The following is a 21,851-nucleotide window of genomic DNA, read 5'->3' on the forward strand; positions in this document are numbered from 1 at the left end:
GTATCGGCCGGTCGAAATGCGCAGCGCAAGCAATGCCGAACCGAGATGTGCCGCCACGCGAATGTCTCGCCCGGCGCCGCTCACCGCTCTACGGTGGGAACCATGGCCACATCGACGGAGGACTACGACGTCATCGTGATCGGCGGCGGGCCGGCTGGCGAGAACGCCGCCGCCTACGCCATCGCCGGATCGGATCGGACCGCCGCGATCATCGAGCACGAACTGCTCGGCGGCGAGTGTTCGTACTGGGCCTGCATGCCCAGCAAGGCCCTGCTGCGGCCGGCCGAGGTGCTGGCTGGGGCCCGCGCCATGCCCGGCGTCCGCGAGGCCGTAGGCGACGCGACGCTGGACCGCAGGGCCGTGTTCGCCCGCCGCGACGAATTCACCAGTCACCACGACGATTCCGGCCAGCGGCGGTGGGCGACCTCCGCTGGCATCGAGGTGATCCACGGGTCCGCCGCGCTCACCGGCGAACGCACCGTCGAGCTCTCGACCGGCGGCCACGGCGATCCGCCCACCCGCGCCCTGCGGGCGCGGCACGCGGTGGTGCTCGCCACCGGCACCATCGCATCGATACCACCGGTGCCAGGGCTGCGCGAGGCGCTGCCGTGGATCTCCCGGGACGCCACCAACCTCCGGGAGGTGCCCGAGCGGGTCGCGATCATCGGCGGCGGCGTGGTCGCCACCGAGTGCGCGACGTGGCTGCTCGCCCTCGGGGTGCGCGAGCTGACCCTGATCGTCCGCGGGTCGGCGCTGCTCGCCTCCGCCGAGCCGTTCGCGAGCGAGCTCGTCGCCGAGTCCCTGCGGGCGTCGGGTGCGACCGTGCGGTTCGGCACGAGCCCCAGCGCGGTGCGCCGCGAGCAGCCGCGCGACACCGGGGTGGGCCGGATCCACGGCGGACCGGTGACCATCACCCTCGACGGCGGGGAACCGGGCGAGATCACCGTCGACGAGGTGATCGTCGCGGCCGGACGCCACCCCGCCACCTCCGGTCTCGGCCTCGCCGCCGTGGGGCTGAGTGACGGGCGCACCCCCACCGACGACCGCCTCGCCGTCACGGGCGTACCCGGCGAATGGCTCTACGCGGTCGGCGATGTCAACGGCCGCGCGGCGCTGACGCACATGGGCAAGTACCAGGGCCGGGTGTGCGGCGACGTGATCGCAGCCCGGGCGGAGGGCCGCAGCCTGGACGGGGCGCGGTTCACCGCGAGCGCGGACCACGCCCAGGTGCCGCAGGTGGTGTTCACCTCCCCCGAGGTCGCCTCGGTCGGCCGCACCGAGCGCGCGGCCCGCGCGGACGGCATCGATGTCGAGACCGTCGAGATCGACATCGCCGTGGCCGGATCATCGCTGGCGCGGGACGATTTCGCCGGCCGCGCGAAGCTGGTGATCGACCGCGGCACCGACACCCTGGTGGGGGCGACCTTCGCGGGGACCGAGGTGGCGGAGCTGGTCCACGCGGCCACCGTTGCGGTGGTCGGAGCGGTGCCCATGGAGTCGCTGTGGCACGCGGTGCCCTCGTACCCGACGGTCAGCGAGGTCTGGCTGCGGCTGCTGGAGGCCCGGCGTGGCTGACCCACTGATCGTCGCCACCGACGCGGGCCGGGTCCGCGGTCGGGAGCACGACGGCCTCCGGTCCTGGCGCGCGATCCCGTATGCCGCGCCACCGGTCGGCGACCTCCGGCTGCGCGCCCCGCGGCCGGTCGAGCCCTGGCCCGGGGTGCGCGACGCGCTGGCCTTCGGCCCGGCCGCGCCGCAGTCCGGGCGAGCCCAGCGGCGCGGGATCCGCACCGACGAGGACTGCCTGACGCTGAACGTGCTCACGCCCGCCGCACGGAGTTCCGTCCCGCGGCCGGTGATGGTGTTCATCCACGGCGGCGCGTACAGCGGCGGATCCTCGTCCACCGGCGTCTACCGTGGCGACACGCTGGTCCGGCGCGGCGACATCGTGTACGTGTCGCTCAACTACCGGCTGGGCGCGCTCGGCTACCTCGATTTCGGCGAATACTCCACCCCCGACCGGACTTTCGAGTCCAACCTCGGCCTGCGCGACCAGCTCGCGGCGCTGCGCTGGGTGCGCCGCAACATCGCCGGGTTCGGCGGCGATCCGGACAACGTCACGCTGTTCGGGGAATCCGCGGGTGGCAACGCGGTGACCACCCTGATGTGCGTGCCCGCGGCCGAGGGACTGTTCGCACGCGCCATCGCGCAGAGCCCGCCAGCCGCCTCCGCGTACGGCCCCGGCCGCGCCAAGGCCTGGGCGGCCGAGTTCCTCGAGATCCTCGGCGCCGTCGACGATCCCGCCCTGGCGCTGAGCACCGCGGACCCCGATGCCCTGGTCCGTGCGGGCGACGCCCTCACCGCTCGCGGCGCCGACGAGCAGCCCGGTACAAGGGCGTTCGCCCCGCTGGTCGACGGCGACCTCCTGCCGCTACACCCGCTGGACGCGTTCGCCGAGGGCTCCGCGCACGCCGTCCCCCTGATCATCGGCACCAATGCCCGTGAGGGCACGATGTTCCCGCGGTTCCTCGACATCATCCCCACCGACCCGGTCCGGATCGAGAAGATGTTCTCCGAGACCGACCCCGAGCTCAAGGCGCGCATCCTGGCCGCCTACCCGGGCTACCCGGATCGCGGGGCCGCCGTACGGGTCGGCGGTGACGCCACCTTCTGGGAGCCGACGATCCTCGTCGCGCAGGCGCACGCGGCCACCGCACCGACCTTCGGCTACCGCTACGACTTCGCCCCGCGGCTGCTGAACGTCACCGGCTTCGGCGCCACCCACGCGACCGAACTGCTCGCGGTCTTCGGCATCGGCGACGCTGCACTCGGCCGCGCGGCCACCGTGCTGGGCGGGCGCCGCGGGCTGCGGGAGGCCACGGCCATCGTGCAGTCGCACTGGCTGCATTTCGCCCGGTACGGTTCGCCCCGGTCCACCTGGCCCGCCTACACGGTGGCGCGGCGCGAGACGCTGATCATCGACACGACGGCGCGGATCGAGAGCGATCCGCGCGGCGACCTGCGCCGGGCGTGGATCGGGTACCGGCACCGGCGCTGACACCGCGAACCTACTTCAGCAACCTCGACAGCCGCCGGTCGGCGAGGATCTTGCCGCCGGTCTGGCAGGTCGCGCAGTACTGAAAGGACCGCTCCGCGAACGACACCTCCCGGACGGTGTCCCCGCACACCGGGCATGGCATCCCGGTCCTCGCGTGCACCCGCAACCCGGAACGCTTCTCGCCCTTGAGCCGCGCGGCATCCTGACCAACCGAGCGCTCCACGGCATCGGTCAGCTCCGCCCGCATCGCCGCGTGCAGGGTGGCCACCTCCTCCGCGGTCAGCTTGTTCGCGGTGGCGAACGGCGACAGCTTGGCCAGGTGCAGGATCTCGTCGGAGTACGCGTTGCCGATCCCTGCCAGCACGGACTGGTCGGTGAGCACGGTCTTGATCCGCTGCGAACTCTTGCCAAGCAGTTCGGCGAGGGCCGGCTCGGTGATGTCGAGCGCGTCGGGTCCGAGCTTCGCGATCCCTGGCACCTCGCCGGGGGTGCGCACCACCCAGACCGCGAGCCGCTTCTTGGTGCCCGCCTCGGTCAGGTCGAACGCAGGGGTCCCGCCGTCGGGGGTGAACAGGTGCACCCGCAACGCCAGCGGGCTCTTGCCGCCTGGCTTCGGCGGCGTCGCACTCGGGTGGTCGGTCCAGCGCAGCCAGCCGGCACGGGAGAGGTGGGTGATCAGCCACAGCCCGTCCTCGTCGCCACACCGGATCCCCAGATGCTTGCCGAATCGGGCGGCGCCGACGACGTCCTTGCCCTGTAGGTCGGTGATCGGTGGGTCGAACGTCTTGAGCACGCTCAGCGCCGCGATGTCGATGCGGCCCACCACCGAGCCGACGGCATGCGTGCGCAGGAACTGTGCCAGGGCCTCTACCTCGGGCAGTTCGGGCATGCCAACAGCCTAGGCACCTTCGGCGCTTGTGCGCGCGTCTTACCCCGGTTGGGGTACGACACGCGCACCGTGCGCATCAGCTCCGCAGCAGGTAGGTGTCCATGATCCAGCCCTTGCGCTCGCGCAGCTCGGCCCGAACGCGGACGATCTCGGCCTCGACCTCGCGCAGGTTCCCCGAGATCAGCACCTCGTCCTCGGTGCCCAGGTACGCGCCCCACCAGATCTGCACGTCGTCGCCGGGTACCTCGGTGAAGCTGCAGTCCGCGTCGAGCATCACCACCGCGTCCCGCACCCCGTCGGGCAGGCCGTCGCGCAGGCGTCGACCGGTCGTGATGTGCACGGGCTCGCCGATCCGGTTGAGCACGATACGGTGCTGCGCCGCCAACGACTGCACGCTCGTGACGCCGGGGATCACCGAGTACTCGAACGTCGCGATGCCCCTGGAGAGCACCCGCTCGACGATCCGCAGGGTGCTGTCGTAGAGCGAGGGGTCGCCCCACACCAGGATCGCGCCGACGCCCTCGACGGCACCGAACTGCTCCTCGAAGATCGCGGCGCGGCGGTCGTGCCAGTCGTCGACCACGCCCTCGTAGTCCGAGGGGGTCCGGTCCCGCGGCGGGTCGACGATGTCGACGATCCGGTAGGGCCCGCGCATGTGCTCGTCCAGGATGCCGGTGCGCAGGTCAACGAGGTCCTGTTTCTCGGCGCCCTTGCCGATCACGAAGAACACCTCGGCCCGGTTCATCGCCTTGATCGCCTGCACGGTCACCTGGTCGGGGTCGCCGGCGCCGATGCCGATCACGAGGAGTTCACGCATGACCGGCAGGCTATCGCCCGTGAGTCCTTCTGGTCCGCCACGGGGCCGGAAGGACTCACGGGCGGCGGAGCCGCCTAAACTGGCCCCTGTGCACACCCCCTACGAAGACCTGCTGCGACTCGTCATGGAGACCGGCACCCCGAAGGCGGACCGCACCGGCACCGGCACCCGCAGCGTGTTCGGCCATCAGATGCGTTTCGACCTGTCCGAGGGCTTCCCGCTGATCACCACCAAGAAGGTGCACCTCAAGTCCATCGTCTACGAGCTGCTCTGGTTCCTGCGCGGCGAGTCGAACGTGAAGTGGCTGCAGGACCGCGGCGTCACCATCTGGGACGAGTGGGCCTCCCCCGAGGGCGAGCTCGGCCCCGTGTACGGCGTGCAGTGGCGGAACTGGCCAACGCCGAGCGGTGAGCACATCGACCAGATCGCCCAGGTCATCGAGACCCTCAAGACCGATCCCGATTCGCGCCGGATGATCGTCTCGGCGTGGAACGTGGGCGAGATCCCGCAGATGGCGCTCGCGCCGTGCCACGCCTTCTTCCAGTTCTATGTCGCCGACGGCCGGCTCAGCTGCCAGCTGTACCAGCGCAGCGCCGACCTGTTCCTCGGCGTGCCGTTCAACATCGCCAGCTATGCCCTGCTCACCCACATGATCGCCGCGCAGACCGGCCTCGAGGTGGGCGAGTTCATCTGGACCGGCGGCGACTGCCACATCTACGACAACCACGTGGACCAGGTCACCGAGCAGCTCGGCCGCGAGCCGTACGAGTACCCGGAGCTCGTGCTCGCGCCCCGCGATTCCATCTTCGACTACGAGTTCGAGGACATCGAGATCGTCGGCTACCGCCATCACCCCGCCATCAAGGCACCGGTGGCGATCTAGTGCTCGGACTGATCTGGGCGCAGAGCCGGGCGGGCGTCATCGGCCGCGACGGGGCGATCCCGTGGCGGATTCCCGAGGACATGGCCTACTTCAAGGACGTCACCTCCGGGCACCCGGTGGTGATGGGCCGAAAGACCTGGGACTCGCTGCCACCGCGGTTCCGGCCCCTCACGGACCGACGCAACATCGTGGTGACCCGCGACCGGGACTGGCGGGCCGAGGGCGCCGAGGCCGCGCACTCGGTCGAGTCCGCCCTCGCCCTGGCCGGGCCCGGCGAGACGTGGGTGATGGGCGGCGGCGAGATCTACACCGCGGCAATGCCGTTCGCCGACCGACTGGTCGTGACCGAGGTGGACGTGGACACCGAGGGCGATGCATACGCGCCGACGATCGGCGACGAGTGGACTCCCGCGACGACCGGCGACTGGATGACCTCGGAGAGGGACGGACTGAAGTTCCGGTTCCGCACCTACATCCGCGGCTGATCGGTTCCGCCAGTAACGCCCCATGGGTGGGGTGGTGCGTCATACTCCAAGGGCAGGTCTTTCCCCAAGCCCAAGGAGAGGCGCTTCATGGACAAGAAGTCATTGACAGCCGTCGCCCGGCAGCAGCTCAAGCTGGCCGCCGCGGCCACCAGCGGGCGCAGCTCGCAGACCATCTACGGGGGCCATCAGCGCAGTCTCCGGCAGACGGTCGTCGGCCTGAGCGCGGGCGAAGTGATGGCCGAGCACGACAGCCCTGGCGAGGCCACCCTGCTGGTGCTCAGCGGCAAGCTCGCACTGATCAGCGGCGAGGACTCCTGGAAGGGCTCGACCGGCGACATGCTGGTCATCCCGGCGGCCCGGCACAGCGTCGAGGCACTCGAGGACGTCGCCTTCCTGCTCACGGTGGCCGTGCCCAAGTAGCGGCCCGGCCGAGCGGGTGTCACCCCGCGCCGCGCACCAGCCCCGGGTCCGGCGCGGGGATGAACGCGATCGACAGCAGCGAGCTGACGAACTCGCGCAGCGACTGCTCCTGCGTGGTGTCCACGATGCCCTCGGTGACGATCAGTGACCCGATGATCCGAAAGGCCCACTCGGAGATCGCCTTCGGGCTGACCTCCGCGAGCTGACCGGGCGTGAACAGCCGCTGGAAGTGCGGGGTGAGCAGGTTCGCGCCGAGCTCGACGAAGGGCTTGGCCCGCACCGTGAACCACGGCAGCACCACCTGGGGATCGTCGCGCAGGCCCTTCTGCAACAGCGGGTGCGCACGGGCGTACTGCACGGCGAACACGATCGCGTCGACGAACCCGACCCGCAGGTCCCGCTCCGGTTTCTGGTCGCTCCGCAGGCTCCGCTCCGGTTTCTGGTCGCTCCGCAGGCTCCGCTCCTGCCCACGCAACACGGGATCGAGCACGACGAAGAACCGGGTGATCTCCCGCTGGAACAGGGCGCCGAAGATCGCGTTCTGATCCCCGACGTACTTGTAGACGGTTGGCCGCGAGAGGCCGGCGCGCTGCGCGATGGCGGCGTGCAGACGGGAGGTGAACCCCAGCTCGATGACGCACTCCATCGCCGCGTCCAGGATCTGCTCCCGGATCGCGTCCGGATCCACTGGTCTCACTGAAGGCCGCACCGGCCGATTCTATGGCGACACCCCCTCAGCCGGCGCCGACGCCCGGAGCGGGCAAAAGTATGTGAATTAGGTTCACAGGTATCTATTGACCTCACCCGTCGCCAGGTTTACGTTTTTACAGAGAACGAAAACGCGCACGCGAAATGCCCGGCACCACACCGGGATCAGCCACGGAGGACAGCCATGTCGCAGGCCGCCACACCGCTGGACCGGGAGACGGTCGCGGATCGACTGCTCAAGGGTTCGGTCAAACGCTCCTACGCCCCCGTCGTGGACATCGACTGGGACGCGCCCCTCGAGGAGGGCAAGTACTTCCTGCCCCCGCACGTGCTCTCCCTCTACGGGACGCCGATGTGGGAGTCGATGAGCGAGGCCCAGCGGATCGAGCTCTCCCGGCAGGAATCCGCGAACATCCTCAGCGTCGGGATCTGGTTCGAGAACATCCTCAACCAGGCCCTGCTGCGGGCGCTGCTGCGGGGCGACCCGGCCTCGCTGCACACCCGGTACGTGCTCACCGAGATGGGCGACGAGTGCAGGCACATGACCATGTTCGGCCGGGCGATCGAGCGGATCGGCGCCAAGCCGTACCAGCTGCGACGGCACCAGGCCCTGGTGGTCAACCTCCTACCCAAGACCTTCCGCGGCACGATGCTGTGGGTGGCCGCCCTGATCGGCGAGGAGATCTTCGACGCCACCCAGCGCCGGGTACTCGACGACCCGCAGCTGCAGCCGATGATCTCGCGGCTGATGCAGATCCATGTCACCGAGGAATCGCGGCACATCCGCTTCGCCCGCGAGGGCGTGCGGCGCCGGGTGGCGCAGAGCCACCGGATCGAGCAGCTGTGGGTCGGCACGGTGCAGGGCATCGGCGGTCCGCTGCTCCAGCGGTTGTTCACCAACCCGGTGATGTACGCACGGGCCGGGCTGGATCCCAAGCAGGCCCGCAGGCAGGCACTGGCGAACCCCTACTTCCGGGAGAACCAGCGACGCGGCTTCGAGTCGCTGGCCGCGTTCCTGGAGGAGAACGGGCTGATGCGGGCGAGCTCACGGGCGATGTGGCGGCGCGGCGGCTTCCTGTGATGCCCGAGGCCGGGGTGCTGATCGTCGGCGCCGGATCCGCGGGACCGGGCATCGCACGCACGCTCGAGGACACCGGGCGAGGCGGCCGTGTCGTCCTCGACCTGTCCGGCGGGCCGGACCCGGTCTCCTGCGACTTCGACGAGACGGCGGACCGGTGGCGGGTGCGGACCGCGCGGGGCGAGGTCCATCGGCCCCGGCTCCTGGTGGCCGGTCCCGCCACCGCCGTCCCCATCCCGGGCCGCGGCGGGGCGAGCCTCGAGGAGGCCGCGCGGGGCGAGCAGGCGGCCTATCTCGGCATCGCGCGCTCGGGGTTCCCGAACCTCTTCCTCGTCACCGACGAGCACGCCGCGGAGCAGGCGGGGCACATCCGCACCTGCCTGGCGATGATGGCGGCCGAGGAGGCGACCCGGATCGAGGTGCGCGCCGGGGCCCAGCGCGAGTTCAACCGGATCGTCCGCCGGTCGCCTACCCGGTCGCGGTGGAGGTCGAGACCGCGCGCCCTGCGCGGCCCTGAGCGGAGCGCCTTCGAACTCGGCAACGCCGACGAACGCGAGGACGACGACGCCTATGCCGGAGCCGCGGTGCTGACGGCGGACGAGGTCGCGCTGACGGTGCAGGTCCACCTGAACGGCCACTTCGAACCGCTCGACGGGAACTACCACTGGTACGGCCGGATCGCGGGCTCCGGCCTGACCGAGCTCAAGCGGCGCGGCCGCTCCGCGCTGCACCTCACCATCGCCGAGGGACCCGCCACACCCGCGACGCTGGCCGAGCAGGACCCATGGGGCAACTACCGGATCACCGGGGTCGGCCCTCCCCCGTACCCGCTCGAGCGGGTGCAGGTCGCGGCGGTCCGTCCTCAGCAGGGCTCGGGCGGCACGCTCTGCTCGAAGCGGAACACGTTTTCCGGGTCGTAGGCGGCCTTGACCTGACGGAGGCGCTCACGGTTGAGCCCGTAGTAGTCGCGCTCCCAGTCCGATGCCGGGGCATTGGGCACGTTGACGTAGGCGCCGTCGCAGTACGGGCGCAGCGCGCGCCAGAAACCGGCCGCCCAGCCCAGGGCCCTCGAGTTCAGCTCGGGGTCGTTCCAGGCCGCGCCCGGCTCGCAGTAGAACAACGCGTCGCGGTGCGGGAACGCCGACCCGCCCGGCGGTGCGTGCCGCACGGCACCACCGAAACTCGAGCAGAAGAAGTTGCTCGGCGCACTCGGCGCGTCATCCATGAAGCGGACGACCAGATCGATCGCCTCGTCGGGGAACGGACGGGTGACGAACTGGGAGTAGAACTTCCAGTTGGCCACGTCGTCCGGACCCCTGTCGACGCTGCCGTACACCTCGGGCCAGGCGCCCTCCATGAAGGTCACGTCGGGGTCGCCGATCGTCAGCAGCGAGCGCAGCTGCTCGGTCAGCTCCCGGCGCGAGCCGTTGTAGAGCAACGCGGAGAGCTCCACCGCGCCGGCTTCCACCTCGAGCGCGCTGGTCAGCCGCTCGTCGGCGACCGGCGCGTCCCGCTGCCACGCGCGGAGCAGCGCGCCCAGCTCGTCGCGCCCGGTCCACCTGGCGATCAGGAAGGTGACATCGGCGAGCTCGTGCAGTTTCAACGTGTAGGCCGTCGCGATCCCGAAGTTGCCGCCTCCTCCGCCGCGGCACGCCCAGAGCAGGTCGGAGTCGGCGCTCTCGGTGGCCCGCACCACCTTCGCCGAGCGCGCGCCGTCGGCGACCACGACCTCGGCGGCGAGCAGGTTGTCGCAGGCCATACCCATGCTGCGGGTGAGCAATCCGAAGCCGCCGCCGAGGATCACGCCACCGAGGCCCACACCCCCCTCCGAGCCGGTCGGGACCACGAATCCGCGCCGCCCCAGCGCCGCGACCGCCTCGGTCTGGGTGAGCCCCGTCCCGACCGTCGCGGTGCGCGCCGCCTCGTCGATCTCGACGCCCTTCATCCGGCTGACGTCGACGACCAGGCCGCCGTCGAGCGAGGACCAACCCTCGAGGCTGTGGCGTCCGCTGCGGGCGCGCAGCGCGATGCCCTCCGTGCGGGCCCATTCGACCGCGTTGACCACCTCGTGTGCGTCGCAGCAGAAGACGATCGCCTCGGGATAGCGGGAGTACAAGCGGTTCCAGCCGATTCGCGCCGCCTCGTAGCCCGGATCACCCGGACACACCACCTCACCCGTCAGCCTCGCGGTAGCACCCACTCGGTCACCTCCGGTCAATGCTTGTAGACGCTGATGTCCCCCGGCTCGGTCTCGAGCACCTCGCGGTCGAAGACCCACATGGCGAGGAAGAACAGCCCGCCAAGGACGAGCAGACCCGCGACGATCAGGACGGGGACGAACGCCTCCCCCGGAGATATCAGCACGAACAACACGACGGCCATCCACACGAGCGCCCCGATCGCGACGGGTAGTTCGAATCGCCCGAGGTTGAATCCGCCCTCCTTGCGGTCCAACCGCCTGCGCACGGCGAGGTAGAGGACAACCGTGGCCGTGTAGACGATGGCCGTGAGGAGCGTCCCAGCCACGATCAGCTTCAGCAGCGCATCGCCAGGAAGCGCGACCATCAGGACGACCCCGATGACGAGGATCAGGATCGTCGCCTGGATCGGGGTCTGCGTGCGCGGGTTGATCCGCCGCATCACCCGGTACGCGGGGAACCGTGAGTCTCTCGCCATCGCGAAGACGATCCGCGAGCACGCGGCCATCGTCACCATCCCGGCGGCGAAGAAGGCGAACGTGATCGCGACGAGGAGTGTTCGCTCCATCACGGGACCGAGCTGATCGCGCATGATCGCGGCGACCGGCGACTCGCTCTTGCTGATCCGGGGGATGTCGTCGATCGCGACGGTGAGTGCGATCAGGAACACCATTCCCAGCGCCCCGGCCGCCGCGACCGATCCCACGATCGCGCGCGGGACGCTACGGAAGGGATCCTTGGCTTCCTCGGCCAGGTTCGCGGCGGCATCGAATCCGACCAGCGTGGCCAGGCCCATGATCATCGCGGCCATCAACCCGCCGCCGACGGCAAAGTAATCGGGCGCGTCCTCGGTGACACCGCGGGAGGTGAGGTTGCCCGCCCCGCCGTCGCCCGTGATCAGGACGGCGACGATGAGCGCAATCGCCAGCACCACGACGATCACCAGCTCGAGCCCCACCGCGCTCGCGTTGATCATGGCGACGATGCGCGTCGAGAACACCACGAGAAATGCCTGGACGAACATCATCACCAGCGTGATCGCGCGCGCGGTGTCCTCGTCCGGCTCCATGCCGAACAGCGGCATGAAGGCCTGGCTGGCGAGGGCATTGTCGACCGCCACGACCCCGAATGACAGGTAGCAGACGGTCAGCCACCCGAACCCCCAGCCGATCTTCGGGTTGGCCAGGCGTGAGGCCCATTGGTAGGTGGAGCCGCTGAGCGGTATGCGGGCCGCGAACTGCGCATACACCAGCGCCACCAGGATCTGACCGACCACCGCGATCAACCAGAGCCAGATCCCCACCGGCCCCGCGTTCTGCAGCACGTCGTCGTAGGTCCCGAAGATGCCGACCGCCACCGAGATAAAGGCGAACGAGATCGCGAACACCTGAAAGGAGCCGAGCGTCCGCTTCAGTTCCTGGTGGTAGCCACCGCTCTCGACGGAACTCTCCACGGCGGCCTCGCCCACCGGAGCCTCGGCCACCTCGGCCACCTCACCTTCGCTCGCGAATCCGCGGGTGCTGTCGTGACGGGTCTCCGGGAGGTCGGATCAAGACCGGTCCGTTTCATCGTCCTCCGATCGGGTACCGATGTCAGCGTTGGTTCGGCCCCCTAAACACTCTGGTCCGGCACGCGATAGCGTCGAGGTCATGACTGAGCTGTTCGAACGCGAGGGCGTGAGCGGCGTTCTCCATCGGCCCGCAGGGGATCCGGTCGGCGCCCTCCTGCTCGCACACGGCGCAGGCGGCAACCGCGACGCCAAGATGTTGCAGCGGGCGGCAACGGAATTCGCGGAGCGCGGGCTGCTCGTCCTCCGCTACGACCTGCCCTTCCGCCAGCGCAGGCCGAAGGGCCCGCCGAGCCCGTCCACCGCGGATGGCGATCGCGAAGGCATCGCGGCCGCCGCGGAGGCGATTCGCGAACTCACCTCGGGCCCAATGATTCTCGGCGGACACTCCTACGGCGGCCGCCAGTCCACCATGCTCGCGGCGGAGCACCCCGAATCCTGCGACGGACTGGTGCTGTTCTCGTATCCGCTGCACCCGCCGGGAAAGCCCGAGAAGGCCAGGACCGCCCACCTTCCGGACCTGCGCGTTCCGTGTGTGTTCGTGCACGGCACCCGGGACCCGTTCGGGACCCCGGACGAGATGCGCGCCGCCCTCGAACTGGTGCCGACGCCCACGCGACTCGTGCTGGTCGAGGGCACGGGCCATGATCTCGCCCCTGACAAGAGCGCGGCCGCGCCGCTGGCGGTGGAGGCCGCCGCCGACCTGCTCGGCTTCTGAGCCACGAAATCATCTGTTTTTCAACATGTTCAGTCGTTCCCAGCCTGGTTTCGACGACCTCGATGCAGCAGAATCGGAGTCATGACCGAGCCGGAGATCGTCATCGAGACCACCATCGCGTCCGAACCGGAACGCGTATGGCAGGCGTTGCGCGATCCCGCGCTCATCCGGCGCTGGCACGGATGGGAGTACGACGGCCCCGGCGGGCTCGACGACGAGATCCGCGAGATCTACATCGATGGCGTCGAGGCGGATGCCGCTGCATCGACGCTGACACTCCGGGGCGGTGACCGGTTCACCCTGAGGCCCGCCGTCGAGGGCACGATCGTACGGATCACCCGATCCGCCAAGGGTTCCCACCCGGAGTGGGACGACTGGTACGAGGACATCACCGAGGGCTGGACGACGTTTCTGCAGCAGTTGAAGTTCGGGCTGGAGCGCCACGATCTCGCCGAACGACACACCCTCTACCTCGACGGCCCGACCTCGGGTGCCACCGCGATGGAGTTGCTGGGAGTGGCGGGGATCACCGGGCCGCCCGGGTCCGCGTACACCGCCCTCGTCGCGACCGGCGATGCCATCAGCGGCACGGTCTGGTTCCGCTCACCCAAGCAGCTCGGGCTGACCGTCGACGCGCTCGGCCCCGGGCTCCTGGTGCTCGCGATCCAGCCACAGAACGAGCAGCGCCCCGGCGGCGGCGCCCAGCTGATCCTGAGCGTCTACGGCCGGGGCGCCGAGGAGTTCGCGGCCCTCGCGGACCGGTGGACCCACTGGTGGGACACCCGTGAGAGTCCAGGGACCTGCTGCTAACTCATCACCATGCCCATGCTCGGCATCCAGATGGTGCTCTTGACGACGTCCTCCGCCTTCGGGCCGACCTTGTGCCAGAGCGAGCCGTAGACGGCGCCGACGACCATGCCCTTGCCGACGTTCAGCGGTGCGGTGGAGATGACGGTGGGGACGACCTTGTTGTTCTGGTCGAGCCGGGTGATGCCGCTCGTTCCGTTGGCCAGGCTGTACCAGACCACGTTCAGCTCGGCACCCGTCTGGTTGTCGGCGATACTCCCCGGTCCGCCGAAGAAGCCGAAGCGGAACTCGTTGTTCATGTTGGTGGCCACCCCCGAGCCGTAGAGCTGGCCGAGGACCTCGCCGCCCTGTCCGGTGTCGGAGTAGGCGGGCACCGGGAAGATCTGCCCCGGCAGGGTGAGCACGGGCTTGCCGAGCCCCTTCGCCACGTCCCGCGGCGAGGCGATCAGCCGCTCGATCGCGGCCTCCGCGTCGGCGTTGCCCGCGGCGGCGGCGCGCAGCCCGGAGGCGGCCGCGCCGAGGTCGGCGGTGGGCTGGGCGGCGGGTGCGGCTGCGGCCGTCCCGGTGAAGAGTGTGGTGGCGGCTGCTGCGGACGTGAGGGCCACGGCAATCCGGCGGCGGACGGTGAATCGCTGCTTCATTGAGGCTCCTTTTACCGAAGGGTTAGCTACCAAAAGCATCGGAACCGGTCTGTTTCCGTTACAGCGACTACGCTGCGGCCTATGGTCGAAACTCCAGCCGACGGCCTGAACGCCCTGCTCAGCGACGTCCACGGACGGCTGAGCGAGGTCGTCACGTCACCCGGGAAACTGCGCGACCTGCTCCGCGCGACCCTCGTGGTGGGGGCGGGTCTCGAGCTCGACCCCACCCTGCAGCGGATCGTGCAGGCGGCCACCCAACTCCTCGGCGCCCGGTACGGCGCCCTCGGGGTCCGAGCGCCCGGCGGCGGACTGTCCGAGTTCGTCTACGAGGGGATCGACGCGGGCGAACGCGCGACGATGGGCCACCTGCCCGAGGGCCGCGGGCTGCTCGGGCTGCTCATCGACGACCCCCGGCCGGTCCGGATCCGCGAACTCGACCGGCACGCGGCGTCGGTCGGGTTCCCGCCGAACCACCCGCCGATGAACAGCTTCCTCGGCGTCCCGATCATCGTCCGCGGCCGGGCGTTCGGCAGCATCTACCTCACCGAGAAGCGGGACGCGCCGGAGTTCACCGACGAGGACGAGGTGATCCTCACCGTGCTCGCCGAGTCAGCGGCCCTCGCCGTCGACAACGCGCGGCTGTTCGAGGAGTCCCGCACGAGGGAACGCTGGCTGCGCGCGGTGGCGGCGATCAACTCCAGCCTGCTGATCGGCGGGTCAGTCCCGGAGACCCTCGACCTGCTGGTGCGGCGGGTCAGGGAGCTGACCTCCGCGGCGACGGTCACGCTGCTCGATGCCTCGTCCGGCACGGCGATCGTCGCGGCCACCACCGACCACCGGCACGGCGACGGGGTGGCGGTCCTCGCGGGCACACCGGTCGGGGAGGCGCTCCGGACCGGCCGGGCCCAGCTCACCGATAGCGACCCCCTGCCCCCGTCCGGGGCCGCCGCGGGCTCGGGCCCGGCGGCGGTCCTCCCCGTGTCCGGGCCGCAGCACATCGAGGGCGCGCTGGTGGTGACCCTTGGCACGGGCGCACACGGCTGGGAACCCGACGAGCTCAGCAGGCTGGCCTCGATGGCGGACCTGGCCGCGGTCGCGCTGGAGTTCGCGCACCGGCAGAATCAGCAGCGGCTGCTCGACGTGCTCGCCGACCGCGACCGCATCGCAAGGGACCTGCACGACAATGTCATCCAGCGCCTTTTCGCCACCGGCATGAGCCTGCAGAGCATCGCGTTGCCCGCGCCCGACGGCGAGGTGCTGGCCAGGTCCGTCGAGCAGCTCGACCGGACCGTGCGGGAGATCCGGACCACCATCTTCGACCTGCAGACCGGCGACGCCGCCACCCAGACGAGCCTGCGCAGGCGACTGCTCGACGTGATCGGCGAGGTCACCCCGCAGTCCGCGGTCACCCCGACGGTCCAGTTCTCCGGACCGATCGACACCCTGGTCCCCGCGCCGGTCCACCCGCACGCCGAGGCGGTGCTGCGGGAGGGTCTGAGCAACGCCCGGCGGCATGCGAGCGCCTCGTCCATCGCCGTATCCATCACAGCCGCAGACGAATTCACGATCGCCATCACCGACGACGGGGTCGGCATGGCCGGCGACGAGCCACGCAGCGGACTGGCCAACCTGGACCGTCGCGCGGCCACGTGCGCCGGGCGGTGCGAGGTGACCACGGCGGCGGGCGGCGGAACCGTCCTGACCTGGCGGGTGCCGATGGGCGGGCCAGGCTAGCGGTCCCGTCCCGGCCTGCCTCGCAGCTCGGTGGCCAGCACCGCGGCCTGGGTCCGGCGCTGCATGCCGAGCTTCGCGAGAATCCGGGACACGTAGTTCTTCACGGTCTTCTCGGCCAGGAACAGGCGCCCGCCGATCTCCCGGTTGGTCAGCCCCTCGCCGATGAGCTCGAACACGGCCCGCTCCTGCTCCGACAGCCCGGACACAGCGGCGCCCTGATCGCGTTGCGCGCGGATCCGGCCCAGCACCGCGGCGGTGGCATCGGCGTCGATCAGGGAGCCGCCGGCGCCGACCGTCCGGATCGCCGCGACCAGGTCCGTGCCGAGGATCTGCTTGAGCAGGTACCCCGATGCACCGGCCATCACCGCGTCGAACAGCGCCTCGTCGTCCGAATACGAGGTGAGCATCAGGCATCGCAGGTCCGGCTGCGCCGAGCGCAGGTCCCGGCACAGCTCGACGCCGCTGCCGTCGGGCAACCGAACGTCGAGGACCGCGACGTCGACCTCCGCCTTCGGCACCGCCACCAGCGCCTCACCCACCGAGGCCGCCTCGCCGACCACGGTGAAGTCGGGGACGCCCGCGAGCAGGTCCACCAGACCGCGGCGCACGATCTCGTGGTCGTCGACCAGGAAGATCCGCATGCTCATGGCATCGATCCCAGCACATCGGGGACCTTCGGCCCTAGCCCGGTCCACCGGTCCCGGGAATCCTTGACGCGGACCACCGGCACTGCGAATGGGGATCGATCGTGACCCGCGAACTGACCGAGCTCGAATTGCTGCACGAACTGGAGGCCGTGGCCGAGGAGAACGTGCACCGGCACCTGTCGATGACCAAGGACTGGCACCCGCACGACTACGTGCCGTGGGACGACGGGCAGAACTTCGCGGCGCTCGGTGGCATCGACTGGGACCCAGGCCAGTCCACGCTCAGCGACACCGCGAAGGCCGCGATGATCACGAACCTGCTCACCGAGGACAACCTGCCCTCGTACCACCGCGAGATCGCCGAGCACTTCTCCCTCGACGGGGCCTGGGGCACCTGGGTGGGCCGGTGGACGGCGGAGGAGAACAAGCACTCGATCGTCATGCGGGACTATCTGGTGGTCACCCGCGGCGTCGACCCGGTGGCGCTGGAGAACGCCAGGATGGCCCACATGACCAACGGGTTCGCGTCCGGGGGGAACGCCGGACTGCTCGACTCGGTCTCGTACGTGACGTTCCAGGAGTTGGCGACCCGGGTCTCGCACCGCAACACCGGCAAGGCCTGCGGTGACCCGATCGCGGACCGCATGCTCGCGCGCGTCGCGGCCGACGAGAACCTGCACATGATGTTCTATCGCAACATCTGCGGGGCCGCACTCGAGGTGGCACCCGATCAGACCATCCGGGCGATCACCAAGGTGCTGACCAACTTCCGGATGCCGGGCTCCGGGATGCCGGGTTTCCGCCGCAACGCGGTGCTGATCGCGAAGGGCGGTATCTACGACCTCCGCCAGCACCTCGACGACGTGGTCCTGCCGGTACTGCGCACCTGGAAGGTCTTCGAGCGCAACGACTTCACCGCCGAGGGCGAGGAACAGCGCGAACGGCTGGAGCGTTTCCTCGTCGGCCTGCAGGCCGACGCGGAGCGATTCGAGGACGCCCGCGATCGCGCGCTCGCACGCGCGGCCGTCCGCGACGAGGAGAAGGAGTCCGTGCGATGAGCGAGACGTCGGCGATGTTCGACGCGGTGCTGGAGATGGCGGCGGCCGCCAAGCGGGGCAACGTCATGCGGTGGACGGAGGCGAAGACCACCCAGCACCAGTCGGAGGGCCTCGCGTTCATGAACTCGGTGCTGCTCGGGGTGCTCATCGAGAACGATGCCGTCCGTCGCGGGGTGCACCCCGCCGACGCGTGGGCCCAGCTCCGCGCGGGCGGTCTTGCGGACTTCGGCTGAGTCCCGACCGCCCGCGCGTCGCTAGGCCTTGTCCGTCGGGCGGACGATGAGCACGGGGCAGTCCGCGGTACGCATCAGCGCATTGCTGGTCGAGCCGAGCAGCATGCCCTTGAAACCGCCGCGGCCGTGACTGCCGACCACCAGCACCTGCGCACGCTCCGCGTACTCGCTGAGCACTCGGACCGGGCGATCCCGTGCCACGACCCGCTGCACGGAGACGTCGGGGTATCGCTCGGTCCAGCCGGCGAGCCGCTCGGACAGCACCGCCTCCTCGAACGACTGGATCCCGCTCCAGTGCGGGTCGTCGGCGGTCGCCCCCAGCGAGGGCTGGACCGACACGTCGCTCCAGACGTGGACCGCGACCAGCGTGGCGTGCCGGGTCGCGGCCTCCTCGAACGCGACCCCGACGGCCGCCTCGCTGATCTCAGAGCCGTCGACCCCGACGACGACGGGGCCCTCGGTCGGCGGCCTGCCGTCCAGCGTGCGGCCGCGGACCACCGCGACCGGAGCCGTCGAGTGCGAGGACACCGCGACGGTGACCGATCCCATCAGCGCTCCGGTGAACTCCCCGAGACCTCGCGACCCGAGCACGATCATGGTCGCGCCGTCCGAGTACTGCAGCAGCGTCTCCGCGATCTGCCCCTCGTGCAGCTTGGTGCTGATGTCGACCGGCGCGAGGCCGTCCACGGCCTGCGCGGCGAGCACCGCCGCGGAGTCCAGGTGGGCGCGGCCCGCGTTCTTGAGGTCGTCTCCGTAGCCTCGGGCGAGGTAGGGCTCGGAGTAGTAGTACGCAGGAACGTGCACCACCGACACGAGGACCAGCGGTGTCTTCCTCATCGCCGCGGTGCGTGCCGCCCACGCCACCGCTGCCGTCGAGGACTCCGATCCGTCCACACCCACCACGATGGGCTTTCCTGCGCTCATGGTTCTCCCTTCACGATCACGATTGGCCTGCCCGGACCATTGTCCTGAATTTGCCTGCGCGCCGTCAGAGTCAAAGGTCACTGTTGCGGACCGATCGCTGTTGCGCTGGTCACCTACCCGAGGTCCGGGACCACGATCTCCTGGACCGCCCACCTGTTTCCGTCGGGATCGCTGAAGTACACGAAGTTCCCCCACGGCTGACGGTCGATCGGGGTGATGTCGATGCCGCGGCTCTTGAATTCGCGCTCGGCTTCCTCGATGTCCTTGACCACCACCTGCATGCCGACGACAGAGCCTGGCTCGGCATCGGTGATGCCCTTGCCGATGCAGATCGAGCACGCCGACCCGGGCGGGGTGAGCTGGACGAAGCGGAGGTCCTCGTGGACGGTGTGGTCGTGGTCCGCGTTGAAACCGAGCCGGACGTAGAACTCCTTGGCCCGGTCGATGTCGGTGACGGGGATCGCGACCAGTTCGAGCTTGATGTCCATGACCTGTCCTTCGGTTCGGGTTGACTGAGCGACACCTCGAGTCTCACGCCAATTGCGGCCAGGAACGGTCCTCATTCGGATTCGACCCGGGACTTTTCCGAATGTTCAGTGGTGGCCGCGCACGGCGCCCGCCGGCGGCACCGGCGGCACCGGCTGCTGGCCCGGTTCCACGACCACGAACTGTCCCATCAGCCCGTTGTCCTCGTGCCGGAGCAGGTGGCAGTGGAACATGTACGGGGTCGACGGATCGGAGAAGTCGGTGAACCGCATCAGTAGTCGCAGGGTGCGCCCGGGCGGCACATAGACGGTGTCTTTCGGACCGGTCAGCGCGGGATCGTCCGTGCCGAGTACCTGGAACTGCACGTCATGGACGTGGAAGTTGTGCACTCCCCCGCTCAGGTTGCGCACCTCCCAGACCTCGGTCGTCCCGACGGTGACCACCTCGTCGATCCGTCCCATGTCCATCGGCTTCCCGTTGATCTGCGTCGAACTGGTCAGGTCGAACCTCCGGGTCACGCTCGGCACCCCCAGATCGGGTTGCGCGGCAAGGGAACTCGGAACGACGACATTCGAGTCGAGCCGGTCGGCCGCACGCAGCTGCAGGATGTCCATGGTGTCGGAACCGCCTCCGAACCGGGTGCCCCAGAAATCCGCGCCGAGGTCGGGCGGGGAACTACGCAACACCGGCGACGTGCCCGCAGGCACGGCGACCACGATCTCGGCGCGTTCACCGGGTGAGAGTTGAAGGCTCGTCATCCCAACGGGTTTCGGCAGCAGCCCACCGTCGGTGCAGATGAGCGCGAATCCGAGGCCGGTGTCGAACCCGAACCGGTACACCCGCGCGTTGGACGCGTTGAGCAGCCGCAGCCGCACCCGCTCCGTGGTGACGTCGAGATAGGGCCCGGGAGTGCCGTTGACGAGCACCTCGTCGCCGAGCACCCCGGTGTCGCTGAACATCGCCGCGCCGTCGTCGAGTCGGTCCCCGTCGAACTTCTTGTCCTGCACGATCACCGGGACGTCGTCGATGCCGTATCGGTCCGGCAGGACCGGCCCGGCCGGGTCGTCGACGAGGAACATGCCCGCGACGCCGCGGTAGACGTGCTCGGCGGTTGCCCCGTGCAGGTGCGGGTGATACCAGAGCGTGGCCGCGGGCTGATCTACAGTCCAGTGCGGCGACCAGGTGGTGCCGGGATCGACCATCTGATGCGGCCCGCCGTCCATGGCCGCGGGCAGGTGCATGCCGTGCCAGTGCAGCGTGCTGGCCTCGTCGAGCCCGTTTCGCACGTTCATCCGGACCCGCTCGCCGCGCTCCGCGCGCACCGTGGGGCCTAGGTAGGAGCCGTTCACGCCCCAGGTCCCGGTGCCGGGACCGTGTCCGAGGTCGGTGGTGCCGCTGCGCAGTTCGAGGTCGAACTCCCTGGTCCCGTCCGGGGCGACGGTGGATGGCGCGAGTGGCGGAATCGACAGGGGCCGGTCGAACCGCACCTGACCCACGGTGTCCACCCTGGCGCTCTGCCACGCATAGACGACACCGCCGGCCACCACACCGAACACGATGGCGACGGCGGCGAACAGGCCACCGATCACCCGCAGCCACCGAACGCGTGTTTTCTCCATGCCACCGATGCTCGCCTGCCCGCCGGGCCGACACATCCAGGAAGACACCCAGATTCGCACCCCGAGATACCCCGAGTTGAGCCGGCCTCAGCCCCGCTCGGCGTCGCCGAGGTAGTCGGTCAGCCGCCCCGCCCGGCGACCCGCAAGGAACGCCGTCCCCCGGATCGCCGCGAACCAGGCGAGCACCGACACCACGCTCGCCGACAACACGAACCCGACCCGTCCGTCCGCGGTCAGCACCGCCCCGACGTCGAACGGGGGCAGCAGGTGGAACATCAGCAGGGGCACCGCGAGGACCACGGCGATCGCGGCCGGGAACACCCCGTACGGCACCACCACCAGGATCAGCCAGCGCGCCACGACCGACCGGAACCGGCGCCGGTTCGCCCACCGCCAGCGCAGGGACCGCTGGTGATAGGGGAAGACGACGCCGACCCAGCCGGACAGAGCCAGCGGGCCGAGCGGGATCACGCACAGCCCGACCATCATCAGTGCGGCCAGCGTCAGGTCGTGTTCGACGACCCCGAGTGCGAGGGCGACCGCCGCGCAGGCCGGTGCCACCATCAGCCACAGCACGATGGTCTTGGCCCGCAGTAGCCGCTCGAGCGCGGCGCCGTCGGACAGCACGGTCAGCGCGTCGGCGGGGTCCTGTCCCAGCACGTTGGTCGCGGACACGTCCGCGTACATCCACCCGGCCAGCGCGATCGGGAAGCCCCACGCGCCGGTGAAGTCGAACAGCCAGCTGCGCGGGATGAGGAACCAGGCGACGCAGACGAGCGCCGCATTACCCAGCACCGTCATCGGCACCTGTGCGGGCCACCGCCACGCTCGCACCCACTCCGAACGGACGGTCGCGACCATCATGGGGCGCATGCCCTGAC

General features: G+C 70.1%; 23 protein-coding genes. 12 read left to right on the forward strand and 11 right to left on the reverse strand.

Annotated features, from left to right (window positions below):
• Positions 1 to 102 precede the first annotated feature (102 nt).
• Positions 103 to 1,575 carry a dihydrolipoyl dehydrogenase family protein gene (locus BR31_RS0110185; RefSeq protein ID WP_037176263.1) on the forward strand — a complete coding sequence of 491 codons (1,473 nt, stop codon included), beginning with the start codon at positions 103 to 105 and terminating at the stop codon, positions 1,573 to 1,575.
• Entirely contained in the window at positions 1,568 to 3,058 is a 1,491-nt protein-coding gene (locus BR31_RS0110190; RefSeq protein ID WP_027500866.1) for a carboxylesterase/lipase family protein, read from the forward strand. Before BR31_RS0110185 ends, BR31_RS0110190 begins: the two co-directional genes overlap by 8 nt.
• A 10-nt stretch (positions 3,059 to 3,068) precedes the next feature.
• On the opposite strand, the gene BR31_RS0110195 is transcribed toward BR31_RS0110190, so the two are convergent.
• Both BR31_RS0110195 and cobF read right to left on the reverse strand, forming a co-directional pair.
• Positions 3,069 to 3,947, reverse strand: coding sequence for an Fpg/Nei family DNA glycosylase (locus BR31_RS0110195; protein WP_027500867.1), 879 nt, complete (start codon positions 3,945 to 3,947; stop codon positions 3,069 to 3,071).
• A 76-nt stretch (positions 3,948 to 4,023) separates the two neighbouring features.
• The gene (cobF, locus tag BR31_RS0110200) at positions 4,024 to 4,764 is read right to left on the reverse strand and encodes a precorrin-6A synthase (deacetylating) (protein WP_027500868.1); all 741 of its coding nucleotides are present in this window, start codon (positions 4,762 to 4,764) and stop codon (positions 4,024 to 4,026) included.
• A 124-nt stretch (positions 4,765 to 4,888) separates the two neighbouring features.
• Here cobF and BR31_RS0110205 point away from each other — a divergent pair, with 124 nt between their 5' ends.
• The 3 genes from BR31_RS0110205 to BR31_RS0110215 all read left to right on the forward strand — a co-directional run bounded on the left by BR31_RS0110205 (position 4,889) and on the right by BR31_RS0110215 (position 6,552).
• Complete coding sequence (locus BR31_RS0110205; RefSeq protein ID WP_231496442.1) at positions 4,889 to 5,647, forward strand: thymidylate synthase; 759 nt, start codon at positions 4,889 to 4,891, stop codon at positions 5,645 to 5,647.
• Positions 5,647 to 6,132: a dihydrofolate reductase gene (locus tag BR31_RS0110210; RefSeq protein ID WP_027500870.1), complete on the forward strand. Its 486-nt coding sequence runs from the start codon at positions 5,647 to 5,649 to the stop codon at positions 6,130 to 6,132. The genes BR31_RS0110205 and BR31_RS0110210 overlap by 1 nt, the downstream gene beginning before the upstream one ends.
• An 87-nt stretch (positions 6,133 to 6,219) precedes the next feature.
• Positions 6,220 to 6,552, forward strand: a complete 333-nt coding sequence (locus BR31_RS0110215; protein WP_027500871.1) for a cupin domain-containing protein — start codon at positions 6,220 to 6,222, stop codon at positions 6,550 to 6,552.
• A 19-nt stretch (positions 6,553 to 6,571) separates the two neighbouring features.
• Here the strand turns inward: BR31_RS0110215 and BR31_RS0110220 are convergent, their stop codons facing one another.
• Positions 6,572 to 7,198 carry a TetR/AcrR family transcriptional regulator gene (locus BR31_RS0110220; RefSeq protein WP_081830412.1) on the reverse strand — a complete coding sequence of 209 codons (627 nt, stop codon included), beginning with the start codon at positions 7,196 to 7,198 and terminating at the stop codon, positions 6,572 to 6,574.
• A 246-nt stretch (positions 7,199 to 7,444) separates the two neighbouring features.
• Here BR31_RS0110220 and BR31_RS0110225 point away from each other — a divergent pair, with 246 nt between their 5' ends.
• On the forward strand, positions 7,445 to 8,341 hold the full coding sequence (locus BR31_RS0110225; protein ID WP_027500873.1) for an AurF N-oxygenase family protein: 897 nt from the start codon (positions 7,445 to 7,447) through the stop codon (positions 8,339 to 8,341).
• Positions 8,341 to 9,258, forward strand: a complete 918-nt coding sequence (locus BR31_RS28155; RefSeq protein WP_156042432.1) for a DUF4873 domain-containing protein — start codon at positions 8,341 to 8,343, stop codon at positions 9,256 to 9,258. The genes BR31_RS0110225 and BR31_RS28155 overlap by 1 nt, the downstream gene beginning before the upstream one ends.
• Here the strand turns inward: BR31_RS28155 and BR31_RS28160 are convergent.
• Positions 9,201 to 10,538 (reverse strand): FAD-binding oxidoreductase, encoded by a 1,338-nt coding sequence (locus BR31_RS28160; protein WP_037176180.1) that lies wholly within the window; start codon positions 10,536 to 10,538, stop codon positions 9,201 to 9,203. The genes BR31_RS28155 and BR31_RS28160 overlap by 58 nt on opposite strands.
• Before the next feature lie 14 nt (positions 10,539 to 10,552).
• Positions 10,553 to 12,019, reverse strand: a complete 1,467-nt coding sequence (locus BR31_RS0110240; RefSeq protein ID WP_051637296.1) for an APC family permease — start codon at positions 12,017 to 12,019, stop codon at positions 10,553 to 10,555.
• A 166-nt stretch (positions 12,020 to 12,185) separates the two neighbouring features.
• Between BR31_RS0110240 and BR31_RS0110245 the strand changes: the two genes are divergently transcribed.
• Both BR31_RS0110245 and BR31_RS0110250 read left to right on the forward strand, forming a co-directional pair.
• On the forward strand, positions 12,186 to 12,821 hold the full coding sequence (locus BR31_RS0110245; protein ID WP_027500876.1) for an alpha/beta hydrolase family protein: 636 nt from the start codon (positions 12,186 to 12,188) through the stop codon (positions 12,819 to 12,821).
• Positions 12,822 to 12,902: 81 nt separating this feature from the next.
• Positions 12,903 to 13,631 (forward strand): SRPBCC family protein, encoded by a 729-nt coding sequence (locus BR31_RS0110250; RefSeq protein WP_027500877.1) that lies wholly within the window; start codon positions 12,903 to 12,905, stop codon positions 13,629 to 13,631.
• Here the strand turns inward: BR31_RS0110250 and BR31_RS0110255 are convergent.
• The gene (locus tag BR31_RS0110255; RefSeq protein ID WP_027500878.1) at positions 13,628 to 14,269 is read right to left on the reverse strand and encodes a Tat pathway signal protein; all 642 of its coding nucleotides are present in this window, start codon (positions 14,267 to 14,269) and stop codon (positions 13,628 to 13,630) included. The genes BR31_RS0110250 and BR31_RS0110255 overlap by 4 nt on opposite strands.
• An 81-nt stretch (positions 14,270 to 14,350) precedes the next feature.
• Here BR31_RS0110255 and BR31_RS0110260 point away from each other — a divergent pair, with 81 nt between their 5' ends.
• On the forward strand, positions 14,351 to 16,003 hold the full coding sequence (locus tag BR31_RS0110260) for a sensor histidine kinase (RefSeq protein WP_027500879.1): 1,653 nt from the start codon (positions 14,351 to 14,353) through the stop codon (positions 16,001 to 16,003).
• Here the strand turns inward: BR31_RS0110260 and BR31_RS0110265 are convergent.
• Entirely contained in the window at positions 16,000 to 16,650 is a 651-nt protein-coding gene (locus BR31_RS0110265; protein ID WP_027500880.1) for a response regulator, read from the reverse strand. The two genes, BR31_RS0110260 and BR31_RS0110265, sit on opposite strands and share 4 nt — an antisense overlap.
• 101 nt (positions 16,651 to 16,751) lie before the next feature.
• On the opposite strand from BR31_RS0110265, the gene BR31_RS0110270 reads away from it, so the two are divergent.
• Positions 16,752 to 17,708 (forward strand): acyl-ACP desaturase, encoded by a 957-nt coding sequence (locus tag BR31_RS0110270; RefSeq protein ID WP_027500881.1) that lies wholly within the window; start codon positions 16,752 to 16,754, stop codon positions 17,706 to 17,708.
• On the forward strand, positions 17,705 to 17,941 hold the full coding sequence (locus BR31_RS0110275) for a hypothetical protein (RefSeq protein WP_027500882.1): 237 nt from the start codon (positions 17,705 to 17,707) through the stop codon (positions 17,939 to 17,941). The genes BR31_RS0110270 and BR31_RS0110275 overlap by 4 nt, the downstream gene beginning before the upstream one ends.
• A gap of 21 nt (positions 17,942 to 17,962) precedes the next feature.
• Here BR31_RS0110275 and BR31_RS0110280 read toward each other — a convergent pair whose 3' ends face one another.
• From BR31_RS0110280 to BR31_RS0110295, 4 genes are all read right to left on the reverse strand, one after another.
• Positions 17,963 to 18,865 carry a universal stress protein gene (locus BR31_RS0110280; protein WP_027500883.1) on the reverse strand — a complete coding sequence of 301 codons (903 nt, stop codon included), beginning with the start codon at positions 18,863 to 18,865 and terminating at the stop codon, positions 17,963 to 17,965.
• A gap of 113 nt (positions 18,866 to 18,978) precedes the next feature.
• Positions 18,979 to 19,353: a glyoxalase superfamily protein gene (locus tag BR31_RS0110285; protein ID WP_027500884.1), complete on the reverse strand. Its 375-nt coding sequence runs from the start codon at positions 19,351 to 19,353 to the stop codon at positions 18,979 to 18,981.
• Positions 19,354 to 19,458: 105 nt separating this feature from the next.
• Positions 19,459 to 20,970, reverse strand: a complete 1,512-nt coding sequence (locus BR31_RS0110290; RefSeq protein WP_231496433.1) for a multicopper oxidase family protein — start codon at positions 20,968 to 20,970, stop codon at positions 19,459 to 19,461.
• 87 nt (positions 20,971 to 21,057) lie between these two features.
• Positions 21,058 to 21,843, reverse strand: coding sequence for a hypothetical protein (locus BR31_RS0110295; protein ID WP_027500886.1), 786 nt, complete (start codon positions 21,841 to 21,843; stop codon positions 21,058 to 21,060).
• Positions 21,844 to 21,851: the final 8 nt, after the last annotated feature.

This window comes from Rhodococcus sp. UNC363MFTsu5.1 (assembly GCF_000686785.1).
In the GTDB taxonomy this organism is placed as follows: Bacteria; Actinomycetota; Actinomycetes; order Mycobacteriales; family Mycobacteriaceae; genus Rhodococcus_G; species Rhodococcus_G maanshanensis.

Bases quoted from the DNA above. Each gene is read 5' to 3' on its own strand.
- BR31_RS0110185 (WP_037176263.1), top strand. From the start codon at position 103: ATGGCCACATCGACGGAGGACTACGACGTCATCGTGATCGGCGGCGGG.
- BR31_RS0110195 (WP_027500867.1), bottom strand. From the start codon at position 3,947: ATGCCCGAACTGCCCGAGGTAGAGGCCCTGGCACAGTTCCTGCGCACG.
- cobF (WP_027500868.1), bottom strand. From the start codon at position 4,764: ATGCGTGAACTCCTCGTGATCGGCATCGGCGCCGGCGACCCCGACCAG.
- BR31_RS0110205 (WP_231496442.1), top strand. From the start codon at position 4,889: ATGGAGACCGGCACCCCGAAGGCGGACCGCACCGGCACCGGCACCCGC.
- BR31_RS0110215 (WP_027500871.1), top strand. From the start codon at position 6,220: ATGGACAAGAAGTCATTGACAGCCGTCGCCCGGCAGCAGCTCAAGCTG.
- BR31_RS0110220 (WP_081830412.1), bottom strand. From the start codon at position 7,198: ATGGAGTGCGTCATCGAGCTGGGGTTCACCTCCCGTCTGCACGCCGCC.
- BR31_RS0110225 (WP_027500873.1), top strand. From the start codon at position 7,445: ATGTCGCAGGCCGCCACACCGCTGGACCGGGAGACGGTCGCGGATCGA.
- BR31_RS28155 (WP_156042432.1), top strand. From the start codon at position 8,341: ATGCCCGAGGCCGGGGTGCTGATCGTCGGCGCCGGATCCGCGGGACCG.
- BR31_RS0110245 (WP_027500876.1), top strand. From the start codon at position 12,186: ATGACTGAGCTGTTCGAACGCGAGGGCGTGAGCGGCGTTCTCCATCGG.
- BR31_RS0110250 (WP_027500877.1), top strand. From the start codon at position 12,903: ATGACCGAGCCGGAGATCGTCATCGAGACCACCATCGCGTCCGAACCG.
- BR31_RS0110255 (WP_027500878.1), bottom strand. From the start codon at position 14,269: ATGAAGCAGCGATTCACCGTCCGCCGCCGGATTGCCGTGGCCCTCACG.
- BR31_RS0110260 (WP_027500879.1), top strand. From the start codon at position 14,351: ATGGTCGAAACTCCAGCCGACGGCCTGAACGCCCTGCTCAGCGACGTC.
- BR31_RS0110265 (WP_027500880.1), bottom strand. From the start codon at position 16,650: ATGAGCATGCGGATCTTCCTGGTCGACGACCACGAGATCGTGCGCCGC.
- BR31_RS0110275 (WP_027500882.1), top strand. From the start codon at position 17,705: ATGAGCGAGACGTCGGCGATGTTCGACGCGGTGCTGGAGATGGCGGCG.
- BR31_RS0110280 (WP_027500883.1), bottom strand. From the start codon at position 18,865: ATGAGCGCAGGAAAGCCCATCGTGGTGGGTGTGGACGGATCGGAGTCC.
- BR31_RS0110285 (WP_027500884.1), bottom strand. From the start codon at position 19,353: ATGGACATCAAGCTCGAACTGGTCGCGATCCCCGTCACCGACATCGAC.
- BR31_RS0110290 (WP_231496433.1), bottom strand. From the start codon at position 20,970: ATGGAGAAAACACGCGTTCGGTGGCTGCGGGTGATCGGTGGCCTGTTC.
- BR31_RS0110295 (WP_027500886.1), bottom strand. From the start codon at position 21,843: ATGCGCCCCATGATGGTCGCGACCGTCCGTTCGGAGTGGGTGCGAGCG.